General features: G+C 55.3%; 21 protein-coding genes. 12 read left to right on the forward strand and 9 right to left on the reverse strand.

What is annotated here, in order from left to right; all coding sequences use genetic code 11:
- The first annotated feature begins 28 nt into the window (after positions 1 to 28).
- The 3 genes from AAIE02_RS16060 to AAIE02_RS16070 all read left to right on the forward strand — a co-directional run bounded on the left by AAIE02_RS16060 (position 29) and on the right by AAIE02_RS16070 (position 2,492).
- On the forward strand, positions 29 to 322 hold the full coding sequence (locus AAIE02_RS16060) for a co-chaperone GroES (RefSeq protein WP_008453772.1): 294 nt from the start codon (positions 29 to 31) through the stop codon (positions 320 to 322).
- Positions 323 to 362: 40 nt separating this feature from the next.
- Positions 363 to 2,009: a chaperonin GroEL gene (gene groL / locus AAIE02_RS16065; RefSeq protein WP_008453770.1), complete on the forward strand. Its 1,647-nt coding sequence runs from the start codon at positions 363 to 365 to the stop codon at positions 2,007 to 2,009.
- Between the two features lie 129 nt (positions 2,010 to 2,138).
- A complete protein-coding gene (locus AAIE02_RS16070; RefSeq protein WP_008453768.1) occupies positions 2,139 to 2,492 on the forward strand; it encodes a DUF4156 domain-containing protein in 354 nt (117 codons plus the stop codon).
- Between the two features lie 206 nt (positions 2,493 to 2,698).
- On the opposite strand, the gene epmB is transcribed toward AAIE02_RS16070, so the two are convergent.
- The gene (gene epmB / locus AAIE02_RS16075; RefSeq protein ID WP_336983663.1) at positions 2,699 to 3,727 is read right to left on the reverse strand and encodes an EF-P beta-lysylation protein EpmB; all 1,029 of its coding nucleotides are present in this window, start codon (positions 3,725 to 3,727) and stop codon (positions 2,699 to 2,701) included.
- Positions 3,728 to 3,768: 41 nt separating this feature from the next.
- Between epmB and efp the strand changes: the two genes are divergently transcribed.
- From efp to ecnB, 3 genes are all read left to right on the forward strand, one after another.
- Complete coding sequence (efp, locus tag AAIE02_RS16080; RefSeq protein ID WP_008453764.1) at positions 3,769 to 4,335, forward strand: elongation factor P; 567 nt, start codon at positions 3,769 to 3,771, stop codon at positions 4,333 to 4,335.
- Between the two features lie 64 nt (positions 4,336 to 4,399).
- Positions 4,400 to 4,534 carry an entericidin A/B family lipoprotein gene (locus AAIE02_RS16085; RefSeq protein ID WP_039289517.1) on the forward strand — a complete coding sequence of 45 codons (135 nt, stop codon included), beginning with the start codon at positions 4,400 to 4,402 and terminating at the stop codon, positions 4,532 to 4,534.
- Positions 4,535 to 4,638: 104 nt separating this feature from the next.
- Positions 4,639 to 4,785, forward strand: a complete 147-nt coding sequence (gene ecnB / locus AAIE02_RS16090) for a lipoprotein toxin entericidin B (RefSeq protein ID WP_008453759.1) — start codon at positions 4,639 to 4,641, stop codon at positions 4,783 to 4,785.
- Positions 4,786 to 4,816: 31 nt separating this feature from the next.
- On the opposite strand, the gene AAIE02_RS16095 is transcribed toward ecnB, so the two are convergent.
- On the reverse strand, positions 4,817 to 5,425 hold the full coding sequence (locus AAIE02_RS16095) for a LuxR C-terminal-related transcriptional regulator (protein ID WP_008453758.1): 609 nt from the start codon (positions 5,423 to 5,425) through the stop codon (positions 4,817 to 4,819).
- Positions 5,426 to 5,713: 288 nt separating this feature from the next.
- Here AAIE02_RS16095 and sugE point away from each other — a divergent pair, with 288 nt between their 5' ends.
- Positions 5,714 to 6,031 carry a quaternary ammonium compound efflux SMR transporter SugE gene (sugE, locus tag AAIE02_RS16100; protein ID WP_008453755.1) on the forward strand — a complete coding sequence of 106 codons (318 nt, stop codon included), beginning with the start codon at positions 5,714 to 5,716 and terminating at the stop codon, positions 6,029 to 6,031.
- Here the strand turns inward: sugE and blc are convergent.
- Entirely contained in the window at positions 6,028 to 6,561 is a 534-nt protein-coding gene (blc, locus tag AAIE02_RS16105; protein ID WP_008453753.1) for an outer membrane lipoprotein Blc, read from the reverse strand. The two genes, sugE and blc, sit on opposite strands and share 4 nt — an antisense overlap.
- Positions 6,562 to 6,669: 108 nt before the next feature.
- Positions 6,670 to 7,821 carry a CMY2/MIR/ACT/EC family class C beta-lactamase gene (ampC, locus tag AAIE02_RS16110; protein WP_083845834.1) on the reverse strand — a complete coding sequence of 384 codons (1,152 nt, stop codon included), beginning with the start codon at positions 7,819 to 7,821 and terminating at the stop codon, positions 6,670 to 6,672.
- 128 nt (positions 7,822 to 7,949) lie between these two features.
- Between ampC and ampR the strand changes: the two genes are divergently transcribed.
- Positions 7,950 to 8,828 (forward strand): LysR family transcriptional regulator AmpR, encoded by an 879-nt coding sequence (ampR, locus tag AAIE02_RS16115; protein WP_166993196.1) that lies wholly within the window; start codon positions 7,950 to 7,952, stop codon positions 8,826 to 8,828.
- Between the two features lie 26 nt (positions 8,829 to 8,854).
- On the opposite strand, the gene rclA is transcribed toward ampR, so the two are convergent.
- Positions 8,855 to 10,180 carry a reactive chlorine resistance oxidoreductase RclA gene (gene rclA, locus AAIE02_RS16120; RefSeq protein WP_336983664.1) on the reverse strand — a complete coding sequence of 442 codons (1,326 nt, stop codon included), beginning with the start codon at positions 10,178 to 10,180 and terminating at the stop codon, positions 8,855 to 8,857.
- Between the two features lie 125 nt (positions 10,181 to 10,305).
- On the opposite strand from rclA, the gene rclR reads away from it, so the two are divergent.
- Positions 10,306 to 11,163 (forward strand): reactive chlorine-specific transcriptional regulator RclR, encoded by an 858-nt coding sequence (gene rclR, locus AAIE02_RS16125; protein WP_498532886.1) that lies wholly within the window; start codon positions 10,306 to 10,308, stop codon positions 11,161 to 11,163.
- Between the two features lie 42 nt (positions 11,164 to 11,205).
- Here the strand turns inward: rclR and frdD are convergent, their stop codons facing one another.
- The 4 genes from frdD to frdA are packed head-to-tail and all read right to left on the reverse strand — an operon-like array spanning position 11,206 to position 14,502.
- Positions 11,206 to 11,565, reverse strand: a complete 360-nt coding sequence (gene frdD / locus AAIE02_RS16130; RefSeq protein ID WP_008453743.1) for a fumarate reductase subunit FrdD — start codon at positions 11,563 to 11,565, stop codon at positions 11,206 to 11,208.
- Between the two features lie 10 nt (positions 11,566 to 11,575).
- Complete coding sequence (gene frdC / locus AAIE02_RS16135; RefSeq protein ID WP_008453742.1) at positions 11,576 to 11,971, reverse strand: fumarate reductase subunit FrdC; 396 nt, start codon at positions 11,969 to 11,971, stop codon at positions 11,576 to 11,578.
- Between the two features lie 10 nt (positions 11,972 to 11,981).
- A complete protein-coding gene (locus tag AAIE02_RS16140; RefSeq protein WP_008453741.1) occupies positions 11,982 to 12,716 on the reverse strand; it encodes a succinate dehydrogenase/fumarate reductase iron-sulfur subunit in 735 nt (244 codons plus the stop codon).
- The gene (gene frdA / locus AAIE02_RS16145; protein WP_273970217.1) at positions 12,709 to 14,502 is read right to left on the reverse strand and encodes a fumarate reductase (quinol) flavoprotein subunit; all 1,794 of its coding nucleotides are present in this window, start codon (positions 14,500 to 14,502) and stop codon (positions 12,709 to 12,711) included. Before frdA ends, AAIE02_RS16140 begins: the two co-directional genes overlap by 8 nt.
- 332 nt (positions 14,503 to 14,834) lie before the next feature.
- Here frdA and AAIE02_RS16150 point away from each other — a divergent pair, with 332 nt between their 5' ends.
- The 3 genes from AAIE02_RS16150 (at position 14,835) to epmA (ending at position 17,723) form a co-directional block, all read left to right on the forward strand.
- Positions 14,835 to 15,608 (forward strand): isocitrate lyase/PEP mutase family protein, encoded by a 774-nt coding sequence (locus AAIE02_RS16150; RefSeq protein ID WP_336983667.1) that lies wholly within the window; start codon positions 14,835 to 14,837, stop codon positions 15,606 to 15,608.
- Positions 15,595 to 16,641 (forward strand): bifunctional transcriptional activator/DNA repair enzyme AdaA, encoded by a 1,047-nt coding sequence (locus tag AAIE02_RS16155; RefSeq protein WP_498532887.1) that lies wholly within the window; start codon positions 15,595 to 15,597, stop codon positions 16,639 to 16,641. Before AAIE02_RS16150 ends, AAIE02_RS16155 begins: the two co-directional genes overlap by 14 nt.
- A 104-nt stretch (positions 16,642 to 16,745) precedes the next feature.
- Positions 16,746 to 17,723 (forward strand): elongation factor P--(R)-beta-lysine ligase, encoded by a 978-nt coding sequence (gene epmA, locus AAIE02_RS16160; RefSeq protein ID WP_045781084.1) that lies wholly within the window; start codon positions 16,746 to 16,748, stop codon positions 17,721 to 17,723.
- Positions 17,724 to 17,744 lie beyond the last annotated feature (21 nt).

A 17,744-nucleotide genomic window follows, 5' to 3' on the forward strand; every position in this document is an offset into this window, starting at 1 on the left:
TACTGACTTTCTCAAAGGAGAGCTATCAATGAGCATTCGTCCATTACATGATCGTGTCATCGTCAAGCGTAAAGAAGTTGAGTCCAAATCTGCGGGCGGCATCGTTCTGACTGGCTCCGCAGCGGGCAAATCAACTCGTGGCGAGATCATCGCTGTCGGTAAAGGCCGCATCCTGGAAAACGGTAGCGTGCAGCCGCTGGACGTGAAAGTGGGTGACATCGTTATCTTCAACGATGGCTACGGCGTGAAGTCCGAGAAAATCGACAACGAAGAAGTGCTGATCATGTCCGAAAGCGACATCCTGGCAATTGTTGAAGCGTAATTTGACGCACGAACCTGAACGAATTTGAGGAATAGAAGAAATGGCAGCTAAAGACGTAAAATTCGGTAACGACGCTCGTGTAAAAATGCTGCGCGGCGTTAACGTACTGGCAGATGCAGTGAAAGTTACCCTCGGTCCTAAAGGCCGTAACGTGGTTCTGGATAAATCTTTCGGTGCACCGACCATCACCAAAGATGGCGTTTCCGTAGCGCGTGAAATCGAGCTGGAAGACAAGTTCGAAAACATGGGTGCACAGATGGTAAAAGAAGTTGCCTCTAAAGCGAACGACGCTGCAGGCGACGGTACCACCACCGCAACCGTACTGGCTCAGGCTATCATCACCGAAGGTCTGAAAGCCGTTGCTGCGGGCATGAACCCAATGGACCTGAAACGCGGTATCGATAAAGCCGTTGTTGCCGCTGTTGAAGAGCTGAAAGCGCTGTCCGTGCCGTGCTCTGACTCTAAAGCGATTGCTCAGGTTGGTACTATCTCCGCTAACTCCGACGAAACCGTAGGTAAACTGATCGCTGAAGCGATGGATAAAGTCGGTAAAGAAGGCGTGATCACCGTTGAAGACGGTACCGGTCTGGAAGACGAACTGGACGTGGTTGAAGGTATGCAGTTCGACCGCGGCTACCTGTCCCCATACTTCATCAACAAGCCAGAAACTGGCGCTGTTGAGCTGGAAAGCCCGTTCATCCTGCTGGCTGACAAAAAAATCTCCAACATCCGTGAAATGCTGCCAGTGCTGGAAGCCGTTGCGAAAGCAGGCAAACCGCTGGTTATCATCGCTGAAGATGTTGAAGGCGAAGCGCTGGCTACCCTGGTGGTTAACACCATGCGTGGCATCGTGAAAGTGGCTGCGGTTAAAGCACCTGGCTTCGGCGACCGCCGTAAAGCTATGCTGCAGGACATCGCTACCCTGACCGGCGGTACCGTTATCTCTGAAGAGATCGGTATGGAGCTGGAAAAAGCGACCCTGGAAGACCTCGGCCAGGCTAAACGCGTTGTGATCAACAAAGACACCACCACCATCATCGATGGCGTGGGTGAAGAAGCCGCTATTCAGGGCCGCGTTGGTCAGATCCGTAAGCAGATCGAAGAAGCAACTTCTGACTATGACCGCGAAAAACTGCAGGAGCGCGTAGCGAAACTGGCAGGCGGCGTAGCGGTAATCAAAGTTGGTGCTGCTACCGAAGTTGAAATGAAAGAGAAAAAAGCTCGCGTCGACGATGCCCTGCACGCTACCCGTGCTGCGGTTGAAGAAGGCGTGGTTGCTGGTGGTGGTGTAGCGCTGGTTCGCGTTGCCGCTAAACTGGCTGGCCTGACCGCTCAGAACGAAGACCAGAACGTGGGTATCAAAGTTGCGCTGCGCGCGATGGAAGCTCCTCTGCGTCAGATCGTTTCTAACGCCGGTGAAGAGCCATCCGTTGTCACCAACGCGGTGAAAGCGGGCGAAGGTAACTACGGTTACAACGCCGCGACCGAAGAATACGGCAACATGATCGATTTCGGTATCTTGGACCCAACCAAAGTTACTCGTTCTGCTCTGCAGTACGCGGCTTCCGTGGCGGGCCTGATGATCACTACCGAGTGCATGGTCACCGACCTGCCTAAAGGCGATGCTCCTGACTTAGGCGCTGCTGGTGGTATGGGCGGCATGGGTGGCATGGGCGGCATGATGTAATTCGCCTTAGCACCTTGTGTTAAAGAAACCCTCAGTCAGAAATGTCTGGGGGTTTTTTCTTTTGTTCACACTCTGGTATAAGTGCTTACCGGGCAATAACGGCTCAATACCTTGATTACGGGGAATAACATGCGCATGAAAGTCTCATCAGGAGTGGTTCTGGCAGCGCTGCTGCTGGCAGGATGTAGCACGGGCAATCAGCTTAGCTCCAGCGGCCAGAGCGTTCGTTTTGTTGAAGACAAACCAGGAAGCGAATGCCGTCTATTAGGCACCGCGACCGGGGAACAGAGCAACTGGCTGTCTGGCCAGCACGGCGATGAAGGCGGGTCTATGCGCGGCGCGGCAAACGCACTGCGTAACAATGCGGCCGAAATGGGCGGCAACGTGCTGTACGGCGTGAGCAGCCCAACCCAGACGCTGCTCTCGAGCTTTGCGCCAACGGCCAGCCAAATGACGGGTCAGGTTTATAAGTGCCCGAACTGATTCGGTAAGTATTACCCTCACCCCGGCCCTCTCCTTCAGGGAGAGGGAGAAAAACGGACGTGCTTTTACTGATAGAGATCGAGGAAGGACTTGCGGTTCCCTGTCACTGGTAAGGAATAAAGTCGTGGGGCTTTTTCTACAGTTGAAGGCAGCACTAAGCGGTTCCCTCTCCTGAGGGAGAGGGTTAGGGTGAGAGCGTTAAGCTCTCACTTTTGCCGTAGCTGCAAATCCAGCGGCGTCTTACTTGGCTCTCCGCCTATTTCCCTCGCCAGCTTCGGCACCATATAGCCTGAAACCAGCGTCAGCAGCTTACGCATAATCGCCCGGGCCTCTTCGTCTTCTACCATAAAGTGCGCCGCACCTTGCACTCTGTCGAGCACGTGCAGGTAATACGGCATCACGCCCGCATTAAACAACGCATTACTAAGGTCGGCCAGGGTTTGTGCGTTGTCGTTCACGTCTCGCAGTAACACGCTTTGATTCAGCAGCGTGACGCCCGCCAGGCGTAGCTTTGCCATCGCCGAGCGGAAATCGTCGCCAATTTCCTGGGCGTGGTTAATATGATTAACCAGCAGCACCTGAAGCGATGAGCGGGCGATTCTTGCTGCCAGCCCATCGGTAATACGCGCCGGGATGACAATCGGCAGGCGGCTGTGAATACGCAGGCGTTTGATATGAGGAATGGCCTCCAGCTCGCTCATCAGCCAGTCCAGTTCATGATCTTTGGCCATCAGCGGGTCGCCGCCGGAGAAAATAATTTCGTCCAGCTCAGGATGTTCGCTGATATACGCCAGCGCCGTTTGCCAGTTGCGTTTGTTGCCCTGGTTGTCGGCATACGGGAAGTGGCGGCGGAAACAGTAGCGGCAGTTTACGGCGCAGCCACCTTTCACCAGCAGCAAGGCGCGGTTGCGGTACTTATGCAGCAGCCCTGGGACAACGCTGTGTTGCTCTTCCAGCGGATCGGTGGTGAAGCCGGGCGCGGCAACGAACTCCTGTTTTGCCGTCAAAACCTGACGCAGTAACGGGTCGTTGGGGTTACCTTTTTCCATGCGCGCGACGAAAGCGCGAGGGACGCGCAGGGCAAAAAGACGCCTTGCTTCACGCCCGGCAAGCAGTTCTTCATCGTCAGCTACATTTAAAATGTGCAGCAGTTCATCAGGATCGGTTATAACATCGGCAAGTTGCGTTAACCAATCTTCTCTGTGAGGGGGATTTAGGGTTACAATGTGTGCCATTTTTTTGGCTAAGCTACCAGTTAACAAATTCAGAGGGCCTTATGGCGACTTATTCTAGCAACGATTTCCGTGCCGGTCTTAAAATCATGATGGATGGCGAACCGTACGCGGTTGAAGCCAGCGAATTCGTAAAACCGGGCAAGGGCCAGGCATTCGCGCGCGTTAAGCTGCGTCGTCTGCTGACCGGTACCCGCGTTGAGAAAACCTTCAAGTCTACTGACTCTGCAGAAGGCGCTGACGTTGTCGATATGAACCTGACTTACCTGTACAACGACGGTGAGTTCTATCACTTCATGAACAACCAAACCTTCGAGCAGCTGGCTGCAGACGAAAAAGCCGTTGGCGAAAACGCTAAATGGCTGCTGGACCAGGCTGAGTGCATCGTGACCCTGTGGAACGGTCAGCCAATCTCCGTTACCCCACCGAACTTTGTTGAGCTGGAAATCGTTGAAACCGATCCAGGTCTGAAAGGTGACACTGCAGGGACCGGCGGCAAGCCAGCAACCCTGAGCACCGGCGCTGTGGTTAAAGTTCCGCTGTTCGTCCAGATCGGCGAAGTCATCAAAGTTGACACCCGTTCTGGTGAATACGTTTCTCGCGTGAAGTAATTCTCGTGAAGGTTCGCGGCGCGGTGCCTGAGGCTCGCGCCGCCGCTTTGTCAGGGCAGGGAAGATGAACCGTTTGTTGAAACAGATTCTTTTTATCTCGCTGCTGGCCGCTGCGCTGTCGGGTTGTAATACCACGCGTGGGTTTGGCGAAGACTTGCAACATCTCGGCGGCGCCATTGAGCGCGTAGCCAATAAATAGTCCCTGCCAGTTATCCGAAATCGCCTCGCTTTTCCTTCGTTGTTCATTTTTTTAGCTATGCTTAACAAGCTATACACAAACAACATAGTTATAAGGAAAAGCTCATGATTAAGAAAACCATTGCTGCGTTTTTCTCTCTCGTCGTTCTTTCATCCTTGTTGACCGCCTGTAACACCACCCGCGGCGTGGGCGAGGATATACAAAGCGGCGGTAAGGCTATTTCTGGTGCGGCAACAAAAGCGCAGGAATAATACTGTTCGGTACGGTGCTAGTGCCGTACCGTTATTCTAAAACAGCCTCCGGAATATTTAAAAAAAGCGATAATCTATTGTCGGCTCCCAGCTTTAATCGAATGTTTCGCTTATAGGTGTAAACCGTTTTTACGCTTATTTCCATCACTCTGGCAATATATTCGTTATTCGCCTCTTCCTTCCAGAGTTTTAATATTCTCTCTTCGCGTAAGGTCAGTAATGGCGTAATATGTCGTTTCACTTCACGGAATGGCGGGCGGGTCGCAATAGTCTGCTGAATCAATGCCGTTAATGCCGACAATGATACTGACTTATCCCAAATATCGTTAGTGCCTTGCGCCGCGCAGTACTCAGCAATGGTGGGGTGTTGCCCGCTTTGCAGCAGCAGCAGGCGCGTCGTATCGCCACAGGCAGAATAAATAGTCGAAAGCTGTTGGATATTATGCAATGCGGTTGAGAAACTGTTGAAGTCGGCGATCACCATATTCGGCTGCCATTTTATAATTTTTTCCCGGGCGAGAAGTAAACTGTCTGTCTCTGAAATACTCACTGCCGTAGCCAGATTATTTTTCTGATTGAGCAAGTGCGTCAGTCCCTGACGGCTGAAGTAACACCTATCAACCAATAATATTTTATACATTTTCACGCTTCACGTTAATCATTACTGCGGCGTTTGCAGGCTGGCAAACCACGTTTTATCATATGAATAAATTTGCCAAAATGAATCACGGAAATACGCGCGAATTCGCTGTCAATTCCAGGCTTAGCAAGGCCCGGCGAGTGAAACGATTATTTCATTGCGTAGCATTTGGATACGGATTTTCAGGCAGCCGTTTGGGTGCTAAAATCAGCTTCTCACCTAAGCCTTACGGGACGACCCGCAAGCGCATCTCACACCGGGGACGGCCCCATTTCTACTGGAGCTGTTATGGCCTGGATCGTACTGTTAATTGCCGGATTACTGGAAGTTGTTTGGGCGGTAGGACTGAAATATACCCACGGCTTTAGCCGCCTGTGGCCTAGCGTTATCACCATCGTCGCGATGGTTGTCAGCATGGCTTTGCTCGCCTGGGCGATGAAAACCCTGCCCACCGGCACGGCCTACGCGGTGTGGACCGGGATCGGTGCCGTCGGCGCGGCGATTACCGGCATTCTGCTGCTGGGAGAGTCGGCTAACCCGATGCGTCTGGCTAGCCTGGCTCTGATTGTGGTCGGGATCATTGGCTTGAAACTTTCCACGCATTAACTGCCTGGTTGTTTCACCCAAATCAATTTATCCACCGCAAAGCCCTGGCGAGCGGCGATAGCCAATAGCTGTTGCTTGAGATCGTGGCTGATGGTTGGTGTGCGGGACAGGATCCACAAATAGCTGAGATCCGGCCCGCATACCAGCGCATGGCGATAGTCTTTATCCAGCGCAATCACGTTATAGCCGCCGTAAAACGGGCCAAAAAAGGAGACTTTCAGCGCAGCGACGCTCGGGTCTCCGGTGAAATAAGCCTTCCCTTCCGCCTGCTGCCACATCTGCCTGTCCGGGTTGAATCCCCGGTTTATCACGCGCAGGCCGCCGTCATCCATAAAACTGTAGGTGGCCGTGACCTGATTCAGGCCGCTTTCAAAGCTGTGGTCCATTCGCGCAATTTCATACCAGGTGCCGATAAAGCGTTTTGCCTCGAAGTTTTGCACGACCGTGACGCTGGGGGGAGGAGTTGGTGAGCTACAGGAGACAACGAATAATGCGACCGCAAGCGCGGTGACAGCGGGCCAAATGCGCATAGCAGATTCCTTCCGAGGTTTTTTAGCTAAGTGTAGATGGCGACAGGAAATAAAGTGTGAGCGAAGCCGGAAATAATACGGCCTGTGTTCAACAGGCCGTGGTCATTTTTATTGCAGTGCTTCAAGAATGGCGTAAGCGGCTTTTACTCGCTCGGTGTTCGGGTAGCTTTTGTTGGCCAGCATCACGATACCCAGCTGTTTTTCTGGGATAAAGGCCACGTAGCTACCAAAGCCGCCGGTCGACCCGGTTTTATGTACCCATGAGGCTTTCACCGCAGGTGCTGGAGGCTCAATCAGCGTTGCCGGGTGCGGCGCAAGGGCGATCTTGTTGTCACTGCCATCAATAATCGTTTTCCCCTTCACCGGCCAGTTCAGCATTTCCCAGCCAAGCCCCTGATACATGCTACCCACGCGCCAGTAACGTGACTGCGCGAGCTGGATACCCTGAGCTAACGTTTTGTCTCCCAGACGATCGGGGGCCATGTTCGCCTGCACCCAATGGGCCATATCTTCGATGCTGGATTTCACGCCGTAGGCTTCTGCATCCAGCATGCCCGGCGAGACGCGCACGGCTTTGCCGTCCCGGTAGCCCCAGGCGTAGTGGCTGTCTTCCGTCGCCGGCACGTTAATCCAGGTGTGTTGAAGATTCAGTGGCTCAAAGACGCGTTTTAACATCGCCTGTTCAAAGCTCATGCCTGACGGTTTCACCATCAAGGCTCCGAATAGTCCAATACTTGCGTTGGCGTAGAGGCGCTGTGTGCCAGGTGCCCACTTCGGCTGCCAGTTCTGGTAAAACTTCAGCAGGGCATCGCTGTTGGTTACCTCGTCCGGCACCTGCAGCGGCAGGCCACCGGCGGTATAGGTGGCAAGCTGCAGCAGGGTGATCCCTTTCCACTGCTTGCCGTTCAGCTCAGGCCAGTATTTCTGCGCCGGGTCGCTAAGGCTAACTTCGCCGCGAGCCAAAGCATCACCGCCCAGTACGCCGGTAAAGGTTTTACTGACCGAGCCCAGTTCAAACAACGTTTGCTGCGTTACCGGCACGTTGCGCTGCACATCGGCTTTTCCCCAGGTGAAATACAGCGGGTAGCCTTTGTAGATAACGGCCACCGCCATGCCGGGGATCGCCTGCTCTTTCATTAGCGGGGCAACGGTGCGGTTCACCAGCTTTTCAATCTGCGGTGCAGTCAGTTCTTTTTGTGCAGCAAAGCTGGAGCATGAGGCGGCAAGCAGCAGCGTCAGGCAAAGGGTTTTTTTCATGATGGATAACCTTCCTTAGAGAGATGATAGCAGTCCGGGCCCGTCAGACGAGGCAAGTTTGTTGGATTTGACACCCGATGACAAACGATTAAATTTGGCATTAGGCTTAAGATTTTCTAACAGGTAATGTCATGACCCGCAGCTATATCCCGCTCAACTCCCTGCGCGCTTTTGAAGCCGCAGCCAGGCATCTTAGCTTTACCCATGCTGCCATCGAGCTGAATGTCACTCATTCTGCCATCAGCCAGCAGGTGAAAGCCCTGGAAGAACATCTGCGTTGCCAGCTGTTTGTGCGCGTTTCTCGTGGGTTGATGTTGACCACGGAAGGTGAAAACCTGTTACCTGTGCTAAACGATTCCTTTGACCGCATTGCCGGGGTACTGGATCGGTTTTCCGGCGCGCAAGCGAGAGAAAAACTTAAGCTAGGTGTGGTGGGCACTTTTGCAACAGGCTTTCTGCTGCCGCGCCTTGAGGCGTTTCGGCGTCGCTATCCGCATATCGATCTTCAGCTTTCGACGCACAACAACCGGGTGGATCCGGCGGCGGAGGGGTTGGACTATACGGTGCGATTTGGTAGCGGAGCCTGGCACGGAACAGACGCGATTTATCTGTGTGATGCCCCGCTGTCACCGCTTTGTTCTCCTGCGCTGGCTTCTGAACTCCAGCGCCCGCAGGACGTGCTGAATCATACGCTACTGCGTTCCTACCGGCGTGACGAATGGGCGGCATGGCTGCAGGCGGCGGGCGAGGCGCCACCGTCGCCAACGCATCTGGTGATGGTTTTTGATTCTTCGGTAACTATGCTTGAAGCCGCACAGGCTGGCGCGGGTGTTGCCCTTGCCCCGGTGAATATGTTTACCCACTTGCTGAACAGCGAGCGGATTGTTCGCCCGTTTGAGGCTGAAATCAGTCTCGGCAGTTACTGGCTGACAAAGCTCCAGTCCAGGGCGGAAACGCCCGCCATGCGAGACTTCTCCGGCTGGTTAGCCGGAGAGTGTGAGAAAGCGTAGGGCCTGATTGCCAGAACCAGGACGGGTTATTTTACCAGCCCAAACAGGTCATTAAGCGCTTCGCTCATGGTAGGGTGCGTGAAAATTTGGTCGCGCAGCGTGGTGTAGGGCAGCCCGGCATCCATGACGGTTTTAACCAGGTTAATGATCTCATGGGAGTCAGGGCAGAGCAGCGATGCGCCGAGGATCTCCTGCGTTGAGGTATCCACGATAGCTTTGAGCAAGCCGCGAGTGTCGCCCATGACTCGAGCCCTTGGAATTGCCGCCACGGGAAGCGTAACGATCTGAATGGGTTTACCGCTGGCCTGGGCCTGTTCTTCAGTCATGCCAATGCGAGACAGCGGAGGGGTCATAAACACGGAATAAGGCACATTTTTTCTGTCCCCGGTATGGCGTTTACCTTCGCCCAACAGGCTGTCACGCACGATACGGAAGTCATCGAGCGAGATATAGGTAAACTGTAGCCCGCCGGTTACATCCCCCATTGCCCAGATGTTGTCTGCGGAGGTACGCAGGTATTTATTCACCATGATGGCCCCACGAGCATCGACATCAATCCCGGCGTTTTTCAGGTTCAGGGTATCCGTAGCGGGTTTTCGCCCTGAGGCAACAAGCAGCGCGTCAACCGTGTAGACACTATCGTTCGTCTGCAAATGCACCCTGTTGTCATGGGATTCAACGTGCTGAACTTTAGCGTTTAGGATCAGCTCCACGCCCTGCTGCTGAAGTATGTTGGCGACCGCTGCGGCTACGTCACGGTCCTCACGCGGCAAAAAATCTTCGGCGGCTTCGAAAATGGTGACCTTGCTGCCGAAACCGACAAACATTGAGGCAAACTCAACCCCGATGTAGCCGCCGCCCAAAATACCGAGGTGCGTTGGGAGCGTGGTCAGATTAAGCAGCCCGGTGCTGTCATATACCCCAGGCGTAGCCGTCAGCCCGTCAATCGGCGGCAGAACGGACTGCGCACCGGTGTTGATAAAGATTTTCTCCCCCTGCAGTTCAATAGTTTCACCGTTCTGCATCACGCGAACAGTATGCCGGTCGATAAACTCTGCGTGGCCGTTGATAACGTCCACATTATTCAGGTCGGCCAGCAAGTGGTAATTCTTGTCCCGCAGGAAACTGACAATTGAAGACTTACGTGCGATGGCTGTCGTAAAGTCCTGATGCTGTTCTGCATCGTGGACCAGCGCTTTGGTGGGAATGCAGCCAATGTTAATGCAGGTACCGCCGTACATTTCGGCGGATTGCTCGATAATGGCGACTTTCCAGTTTTGTTTTGCCAGGGTTGCCGCCAGGGTTTTACCTGCTTTACCAAAACCAATAATGATTGCCTGATAGGTCTGCATGGAGGTTCTCCGTCAGTGAGCCAGCCGTTAAGTTAATGGCAATCATTGTGTCTGCATGGCGTCAATGTGATTTCTTCAGGTATCTTTAAATCCTGTCTTATCGTCTGATTTTTTTGGAGTGAGCGATGGATCCCCTCAGCCAGTTGATGGCGTTCAGCGCCCCGCAGGGTTCGATTGATAAAAATTGCCTGCTCAGCTCGGGCTGGAGCCTGCCCCATGCGGCGGGATCGCTGGCGACCATTCGCTGGCACACCGTTACGCAAGGTGCCGCATGGCTGGAGCTGCCTGCCGGCGAAAAGCTGACGCTACTGCCTGGGCAGGTGGTTGTGCTGACGCAAAACTCTGCGCACCGACTGCGGCAGAAGGGGCAGGAAGAGACCTGGGTCGTTTGTGGGAGCCTGCATTTATCTTCGGCTTCCCGTCATTTTTTGACGGCGCTGCCGGAGGCCCTGCTGATGGCGCCCGAACAAGACAGCCCCGAACATACATGGCTGCTGGCGGCCGTTGCGCTGCTGCAACAGGAAGCGGAAGTGCCACAGCCTGGTATGGCGGCGGTATGTAGCCAGCAATGTGCCACGATGATTGCCCTGGGCTTGCGGCAGTGGCTACGGGTGAATATTCAGGATAAAAGTCAGTTGAACCTGCTGCTGCATCCACGACTGGGCGTGGCAATCCAACGCATGCTGAATGCACCACATACGCCGTGGACCGTCGCCTCGCTGGCTGAACAAGTGCATATGTCTCGCGCCAGTTTTGCGTTGCTGTTCCGCGAGGTGAGCGGCACCACCCCGCTGGCAGTGCTGACCCGAATCAGGCTGCAAATTGCCGCACAGCAACTCTCGCGTGAAGCAAGTTCGATTATCACTATCGCTGATGCCGTGGGCTACGCCAGCGAATCGTCGTTCCATAAGGCTTTTATGCGGGAGTTTGGCTGTTCGCCTGGGGAATACAGAAAGCGGGTGAAGGCGTTGGCCATGGAATAAAAAAGGCCCGCGCGATGGCGAGCCCTGGTGTGTGCTGAGTACTTAGAGCGTCAGCAGGCCAATAATGGTCACCACCGTCAGAATAGCGGCCAGGCCGTAGAACACCCATTTTCCGGCCGGCACGTGGATCTTCAGGTCATGCATCGCATGGTGGATACGGTGCAGGCCACACCACAGCGGTAGCACAATCATCAGCAGCAGGAACAGGCGGCCAATCCAGCTGTGGGCGAAGGCATAAACGCGATCAAAGCTCAGCGCATCGCCGGGGAACAGGCCGAGCGGCAGCATAATACCAACCAGCAGCACGATAACCGGCGCGAAAATCGCCCCCCACATGCCACCTGCGCCAAACAGGCCCCAGAATACCGGCTCGTCGGAACGTTTTGGATTTTGGTTAATCACCTCAGCCTCCTTACCAGAACAGTGCTACAAGCAGCACAACGACAGTCACTAGTGCAGTGACAACCCACAATCCCTTGATGACCGGTTCCGGCCCCATTTTCTCGCCCTTAACGATGACGTTAGCGGCCTTTGGCGCCAGCTCAAACCAGGTTTTGGTGTGCAGCACGGCGGCGGCAAGCGTAATGAGATTGAGGATGACAACCACCGGGTTTTGCAGGAAACCGACAAAGCCCGCCCAGCCTTCTACGCCGTGTTTCAGCGAGAAAAGACCATAAATCAGCACGATGCTGAACCAGACTGTCGGAACCGAGGTGCCTTCACGCAGCATATAAAAACGGTAGAAGCCCAGCTGCCGCCACCAGGTTGGCGCCATGGGACGGACATAAGGCTTACGTTTCGTGGTCATGGTGCACTCCTTAGCGTGGTTTCAGGGTGGCAATCAAAAAGTCTTTCGAACTTTCGACTTTGCCCTGCTGGATGGCCGCGGCCGGATCGACGTGTTTGGGACAAACTTCGGAGCAGTAGCCAACAAAGGTGCAGCTCCACACGCCGTTTTGCCCGTTGAGCTGCGGCATACGCTGTTTCTTGCCGTGGTCACGGCTGTCCAGGTTGTAACGATGGGCGAGGGTAATCGCCGCCGGGCCGATAAACTCAGGGTTCAGGCCAAACTGCGGGCAGGCGGCATAGCACAGCCCACAGTTGATGCAGCCGGAGAACTGATGGTATTTCGCCATCTGCGCGGGCGTCTGCGTGTTTGGCCCCTGATCCGGCGTGCGCGGGTTGCCGATGATATAAGGCTTAATCGACTCCAGGCTTTCGATAAAGTGGGTCATGTCGACCACCAAATCGCGCTCAATCGGGAAGTTTGCCAGCGCTTCGACCTTGATGCCGTTGGTGTATTCGCGCAGGAACGTTTTACAGGCCAGCTTCGGCACTTTGTTGACCATCATGCCGCAGGAGCCACAAATCGCCATGCGGCATGACCAGCGGTAGCTGAGGTCCGGTGCGAGGTTATCTTTGATATAACCCAGCCCGTCCAGCAGCGAGGTTTGCTCGTCAAACGGCACCTCGTAGATTGCGCTATGCGGCTGGCTGTCCGTTTCCGGGTTGTAGCGCACAATCTCAATCTTCAGGGTTTGCATCTCAGCCATTTGCCTTCTCCTTTTTCTTCTCAGCATCTTCCGCTTCAGCGCCGTATACGCGTTTTGCTGGCGGCAGCGTGGTGATCTTCACATCGCTGTAGTCGAGGCGAGTTGTGCCGTCGGCGTCGCGGAAGGCCAGAGTGTGCTTCAGGAAGTTGACGTCATCGCGTTCGGTGCAGCCTTCATCCAGACGCTGGTGGGCACCGCGGGATTCTTTACGTGCAAGGGCGGAGTGCGCCATACATTCGGCAACGTTCAGGCCGTGACCCAGTTCAATGGTGTACAGCAGGTCAGTATTGAAGACGCTGGAGGTATCGGTGATGCGCACGCGCTTGAAGCGCTCCTGCAGCTCTGCCAGCTTGTCGACGGTTTTCTGCATCAATTCCGGGGTACGGTAAATCCCGCAGCCTTCCTCCATAGAAAGCCCCATTTCGTCGCGGATTTTTGACCAGTTTTCGTTGCCTTCCTGGTTGACTAGCTGCTTCAGGCGGCCTTCAACATCGGCGGCCTGGGCGTTCAGCGCGGCATCGTTAGCCGGTTGCGCTTGTGCGGCGCGCTCCATTGCCTGCTCGCCCGCCAGGCGGCCAAAGACCACCAGTTCTGCCAGCGAGTTAGAGCCCAGACGGTTGGCACCGTGCAGGCCAACGGAGGAACATTCGCCCACTGCGAACAGCCCTTTGATGCGGGTTTCGCATTGGGTATCGGTCTCGATGCCGCCCATGGTGTAGTGCGCCGTTGGGCGAACCGGGATCGGCTCTTTGACCGGGTCAACGCCCACGTAGGCTTTGGCCAGTTCGCAGATGAACGGCAGGCGCTCGAGCAGTTTTTTCTCGCCGAGGTGGCGCAGGTCGAGGTACACCACGTCGCCGCGTGGGGTGGAGATCGTGTTGCCTTTGCGCCATTCGTGCCAGAAGGCCTGAGAGACTTTGTCGCGCGGGCCGAGTTCCATGTATTTGTTCTTCGGCTCGCCGAGCGGGGTTTCCGGCCCCATGCCGTAATCCTGCAGGTAGCGATAGCCGTTTTTGTTCACCAGAATGCCGCCTTCACCGCGGCAGCCTTCGGTCATCAGGATGCCGGAACCCGGCAGCCCGGTTGGATGGTATTGCACAAACTCCATGTCGCGCAGCGGCACGCCGTGGCTCAGCGCCATGCCCATGCCGTCCCCGGTGACGATGCCGCCGTTGGTATTGTAGCGATAGACTCGCCCTGCACCGCCGGTGGCCATCACCACCGCATTGGCGCGGATCTGCACCAGCTCGCCTTCCATCATATTCATAGCGACGACGCCGCGCGCCTGGCCGTCATCGACCAGAATATCGAGCACGAAATGCTCGTCGAAGCGTTGAATTTGCGGGAACTGAAGGGAGGTCTGGAAGAGTGTGTGGAGCATATGGAAGCCGGTTTTGTCGGCGGCGAACCAGGTCCGTTCGATCTTCATCCCGCCGAAGCGCCTGACGTTGACGCTGCCGTCCGGGCGGCGGCTCCACGGGCAGCCCCACTGCTCAAGCTGGGTCATTTCGGTAGGGCAATGGTGAACGAAGTAGTCAACCACATCCTGCTCACACAGCCAGTCGCCTCCGGCAACGGTGTCGTGAAAATGGTAGTCGAAGCTGTCGTGATCCTGCGCGACGGCTGCGGAACCCCCTTCGGCAGCAACCGTGTGGCTGCGCATCGGGTAGACTTTGGAAATCAGAGCGATTTTTGCCTGTGGATTAGCCTGGGCCGCCGCAATGGCTGCTCGTAGGCCTGCTCCGCCGGCGCCTATAATGGCGAGATCGGCTTGAAAGGTTTGCACGACATTCCTCCAGATTTTAGTAATTCGCAAAGCTATACGACCAAAGGGTATTCACTGCCTGAAAGGCGGTGGCTGCGAAAGGTGTATCCCTGCTCCTTTTTAGGTAGGGAAAGTATAACCGGAGGGATTTTAGGGAAATTTGATTTGTTCGATTTTTTTGCTGTTCTACAGGGCGATTAATTACCGCTCTTAATGAATTGCGTCACAAAAATGAATGTTTAAATGGTGTAATGCGAACAAAAAGCGGCGAAAAATAGTCGTCTGTTTTTCGGTTGTTGCCGCCCCGGCTGGAGCTCAGAATCTTTTCCATTCTATAAAAGCAGGGGATAAAAATGAGCTTCAGTCAGATGCATTATCAGAGCACGCCATTGCTGCTGGCTAACGTTTGGGATGTCAGCAGCGCTCAGGCGGCACAGGACGCGGGTTATCAGGCGCTGGGCACCTCAAGCGCGGCAATCGCCGATATGTTGGGCTACAAGGATGGCGAAGCGCTGCCATTTTCTGTACTTCTTGCCCTGGTGGCCCGCATACGTGAGCGCGTCAGCTTGCCGCTTTCCGTCGATATGGAAGCCGGATATGGGGCAGAGACCGAAATGGTTGTGAGCCAGGCCATTCAACTGGCACAGCTGGGCGTTGTCGGCATTAACCTTGAAGACAGCAAAGTTGAACAGGGAACGCGTCGTTTACTGGATGCAACACACTTTGCTGTCCGCCTGAACGCGATCAAAGCAGGGCTGGATGCCGCGAAAACGCCGCTCTTTATCAATGCCAGAACCGATGGCTTCTTGCTTGGTGAGTTGGATGCGCTGAATCAAACGATCGCCCGCGGCAGGCTATATCAACAGGCGGGGGCTGACGGCTTCTTTGTGCCCTGCGTGACCTCACCTGAAGATATTCAGGCGATTGCCGGCGCAGTTGATCTGCCGCTGAATGTGATGTGCATGCCGGGTCTGCCCGATTTTGATCAACTGGCGGCGCTGGGGGTGAAACGTATTTCAATGGGGAATTTCGTGCACGCCGCGCTGAACCGTAAGTTACAGCATCTGTTGTTTAGCCTCCGCCAACGGGGCGCATTTGACGAGATCTTTGCCGATGAAAATCCTTGATATCGAGCAGTGCAATACCTGGTACGAGGCGCTGGTGGCGCGCTCTTCCGAGCATGTCGGCGTTTTTTTCGTGGGCGTGAAAACCACCGGCGTGTTCTGCATTTCCAACTGCCGCGCCCGTAAGCCTAAGCGGGGTAACGTTGAGTTTTATGACGACTTCAAATCCGCGCTTCACGCGGGCTTTCGTCCCTGCAAGATCTGCCGCCCCACTGAAAACGCCTTCTCTGCGCCGCCCATAGTCGAGCAGGCCATTGCCCTTTTCAGGGCGAGCAGTGAGAACCGGGTCAGCGATGGTGAGCTGCGTGAGCACAACATCAGCCCTGAACGTCTCCGGCGCTGGTTTGTGCAACACCACGGGATGACTTTTCAGGCCTGGCAGAGAATGCTGCGTGTGAATGTGGCGTTGCAGGAGCTCAGGCGTGGGAAAAGTGCGACGGATGCGGCGTTTAGCAGCGGTTACGACTCGCTGAGTGGGTTTGGCTATACCTGCAAAAAGCTCACTGGCGATGCCCCCAGTCGGGCGGCAGATATCATCGTTATTCACCGTTTTACCACGCCCATCGGGCCGATGTTTGTGTGCGCCTCCGAGATGGGCGTCTGCCTGCTGGAATTTGTTGACCGACGCGCGCTGGAGCGGGAATTTGACGATCTGCAGTCGCGGCTCAATGCCCGTATCATCGCCGGGGAAAATGATCATACGCGGCAGGCGGAAAAAGAGATCGGGGAATACTTTGCTGGAAAAAGGCAGCAGTTCACCCTTGCACTGCAGACGCCGGGCAGCGCGTTTCAGCAAAAAGTCTGGCAGCAGCTTGGGACCGTGCCTTATGGCGAAACGTCCCACTATCAGGCGCTGGCGATAAAAATGGAGAATCCAGATGCCGTGCGTGCGGTGGCCGGAGCCAACGGCGCGAACCGGGTTGCCATCGTCATTCCGTGCCACAGAATCATCGGTAAAAACGGGACTATGACGGGATACGGTGGCGGCATTGCACGAAAAAAATGGCTGCTTGAGCATGAGAAAAAGTTTGCGTAACGCGGGCCATAAAACGCTCAGAACAAAATTCTCTGCACAAAATTTGTCTCCTTTCTGTGATGCGGGTAGACTTCTCGGCCTTGCATAAATACGGAGACTTTCTCATGAGCGAAACGGCCACCTGGCAGCCGAGCGCATCCATCCCCAATTTGTTAAAACGCGCCGCCATTATGGCGGAGATTCGGCGCTTCTTTGCCGACCGAGGCGTTCTGGAGGTGGAAACACCCTGCATGAGCCAGGCGACGGTAACCGATATTCATCTGGTGCCGTTTGAAACCCGTTTCGTCGGCCCAGGTCACTCTCAGGGCATGAATTTGTACCTGATGACCAGCCCGGAATACCACATGAAACGCCTGCTGGCGGCGGGCTGTGGCCCGGTGTTCCAGCTGTGTCGCAGTTTCCGTAATGAAGAGATGGGGCGCCACCACAACCCGGAATTCACCATGCTGGAGTGGTATCGCCCGCATTACGACATGTACCGCCTGATGAATGAGGTGGACGATCTCCTGCAGCAGGTGTTGGAATGCGGCGCCGCAGAAAGTTTGTCTTACCAGCAGGCCTTCCAGCGCCATCTGGATATCGACCCACTGTCTGCAGACAAAGCGCAGCTGCGTGAAGCGGCGGCGAAGCTCGATCTGAGCAACATCGCCGACAAAGAAGAAGACCGGGACACGCTGTTGCAGCTGTTGTTCGCGATGGGCGTCGAGCCACAGATTGGTAAAGACAAGCCAACCTTCGTGTATCACTTCCCGGCAAGCCAGGCCTCTCTGGCGCAGATCAGCACCGAAGATCACCGCGTGGCGGAGCGCTTTGAGGTTTACTTCAAAGGTATCGAGCTGGCGAATGGCTTCCATGAGCTGACCGATGCCCGCGAACAGCAGCAGCGTTTCGAGCAGGATAACCGCAAACGCGCGGCGCTTGGCCTGCCGCAGCAGCCGGTGGACATGAACCTGCTGGCGGCGCTGGAAGCGGGCATGCCGGACAGCTCCGGCGTAGCGCTGGGCGTTGACCGCCTGATTATGCTGGCGCTGGGGGCGGAAAGCCTTGCCGAGGTCTTAGCCTTTACGGTGGACCGCGCTTAACGCCCGAAGAAAACTGGCCCC

It is taken from the genome of Cedecea sp. Ae19-4 (assembly GCF_059801165.1).

Bases quoted from the DNA above. Each gene is read 5' to 3' on its own strand.
- AAIE02_RS16060 (WP_008453772.1), top strand. From the start codon at position 29: ATGAGCATTCGTCCATTACATGATCGTGTCATCGTCAAGCGTAAAGAA.
- groL (WP_008453770.1), top strand. From the start codon at position 363: ATGGCAGCTAAAGACGTAAAATTCGGTAACGACGCTCGTGTAAAAATG.
- AAIE02_RS16070 (WP_008453768.1), top strand. From the start codon at position 2,139: ATGCGCATGAAAGTCTCATCAGGAGTGGTTCTGGCAGCGCTGCTGCTG.
- epmB (WP_336983663.1), bottom strand. From the start codon at position 3,727: ATGGCACACATTGTAACCCTAAATCCCCCTCACAGAGAAGATTGGTTA.
- efp (WP_008453764.1), top strand. From the start codon at position 3,769: ATGGCGACTTATTCTAGCAACGATTTCCGTGCCGGTCTTAAAATCATG.
- AAIE02_RS16085 (WP_039289517.1), top strand. From the start codon at position 4,400: ATGAACCGTTTGTTGAAACAGATTCTTTTTATCTCGCTGCTGGCCGCT.
- ecnB (WP_008453759.1), top strand. From the start codon at position 4,639: ATGATTAAGAAAACCATTGCTGCGTTTTTCTCTCTCGTCGTTCTTTCA.
- AAIE02_RS16095 (WP_008453758.1), bottom strand. From the start codon at position 5,425: ATGTATAAAATATTATTGGTTGATAGGTGTTACTTCAGCCGTCAGGGA.
- sugE (WP_008453755.1), top strand. From the start codon at position 5,714: ATGGCCTGGATCGTACTGTTAATTGCCGGATTACTGGAAGTTGTTTGG.
- blc (WP_008453753.1), bottom strand. From the start codon at position 6,561: ATGCGCATTTGGCCCGCTGTCACCGCGCTTGCGGTCGCATTATTCGTT.
- ampR (WP_166993196.1), top strand. From the start codon at position 7,950: ATGACCCGCAGCTATATCCCGCTCAACTCCCTGCGCGCTTTTGAAGCC.
- rclA (WP_336983664.1), bottom strand. From the start codon at position 10,180: ATGCAGACCTATCAGGCAATCATTATTGGTTTTGGTAAAGCAGGTAAA.
- rclR (WP_498532886.1), top strand. From the start codon at position 10,306: ATGGATCCCCTCAGCCAGTTGATGGCGTTCAGCGCCCCGCAGGGTTCG.
- frdC (WP_008453742.1), bottom strand. From the start codon at position 11,971: ATGACCACGAAACGTAAGCCTTATGTCCGTCCCATGGCGCCAACCTGG.
- AAIE02_RS16140 (WP_008453741.1), bottom strand. From the start codon at position 12,716: ATGGCTGAGATGCAAACCCTGAAGATTGAGATTGTGCGCTACAACCCG.
- AAIE02_RS16150 (WP_336983667.1), top strand. From the start codon at position 14,835: ATGAGCTTCAGTCAGATGCATTATCAGAGCACGCCATTGCTGCTGGCT.
- AAIE02_RS16155 (WP_498532887.1), top strand. From the start codon at position 15,595: ATGAAAATCCTTGATATCGAGCAGTGCAATACCTGGTACGAGGCGCTG.
- epmA (WP_045781084.1), top strand. From the start codon at position 16,746: ATGAGCGAAACGGCCACCTGGCAGCCGAGCGCATCCATCCCCAATTTG.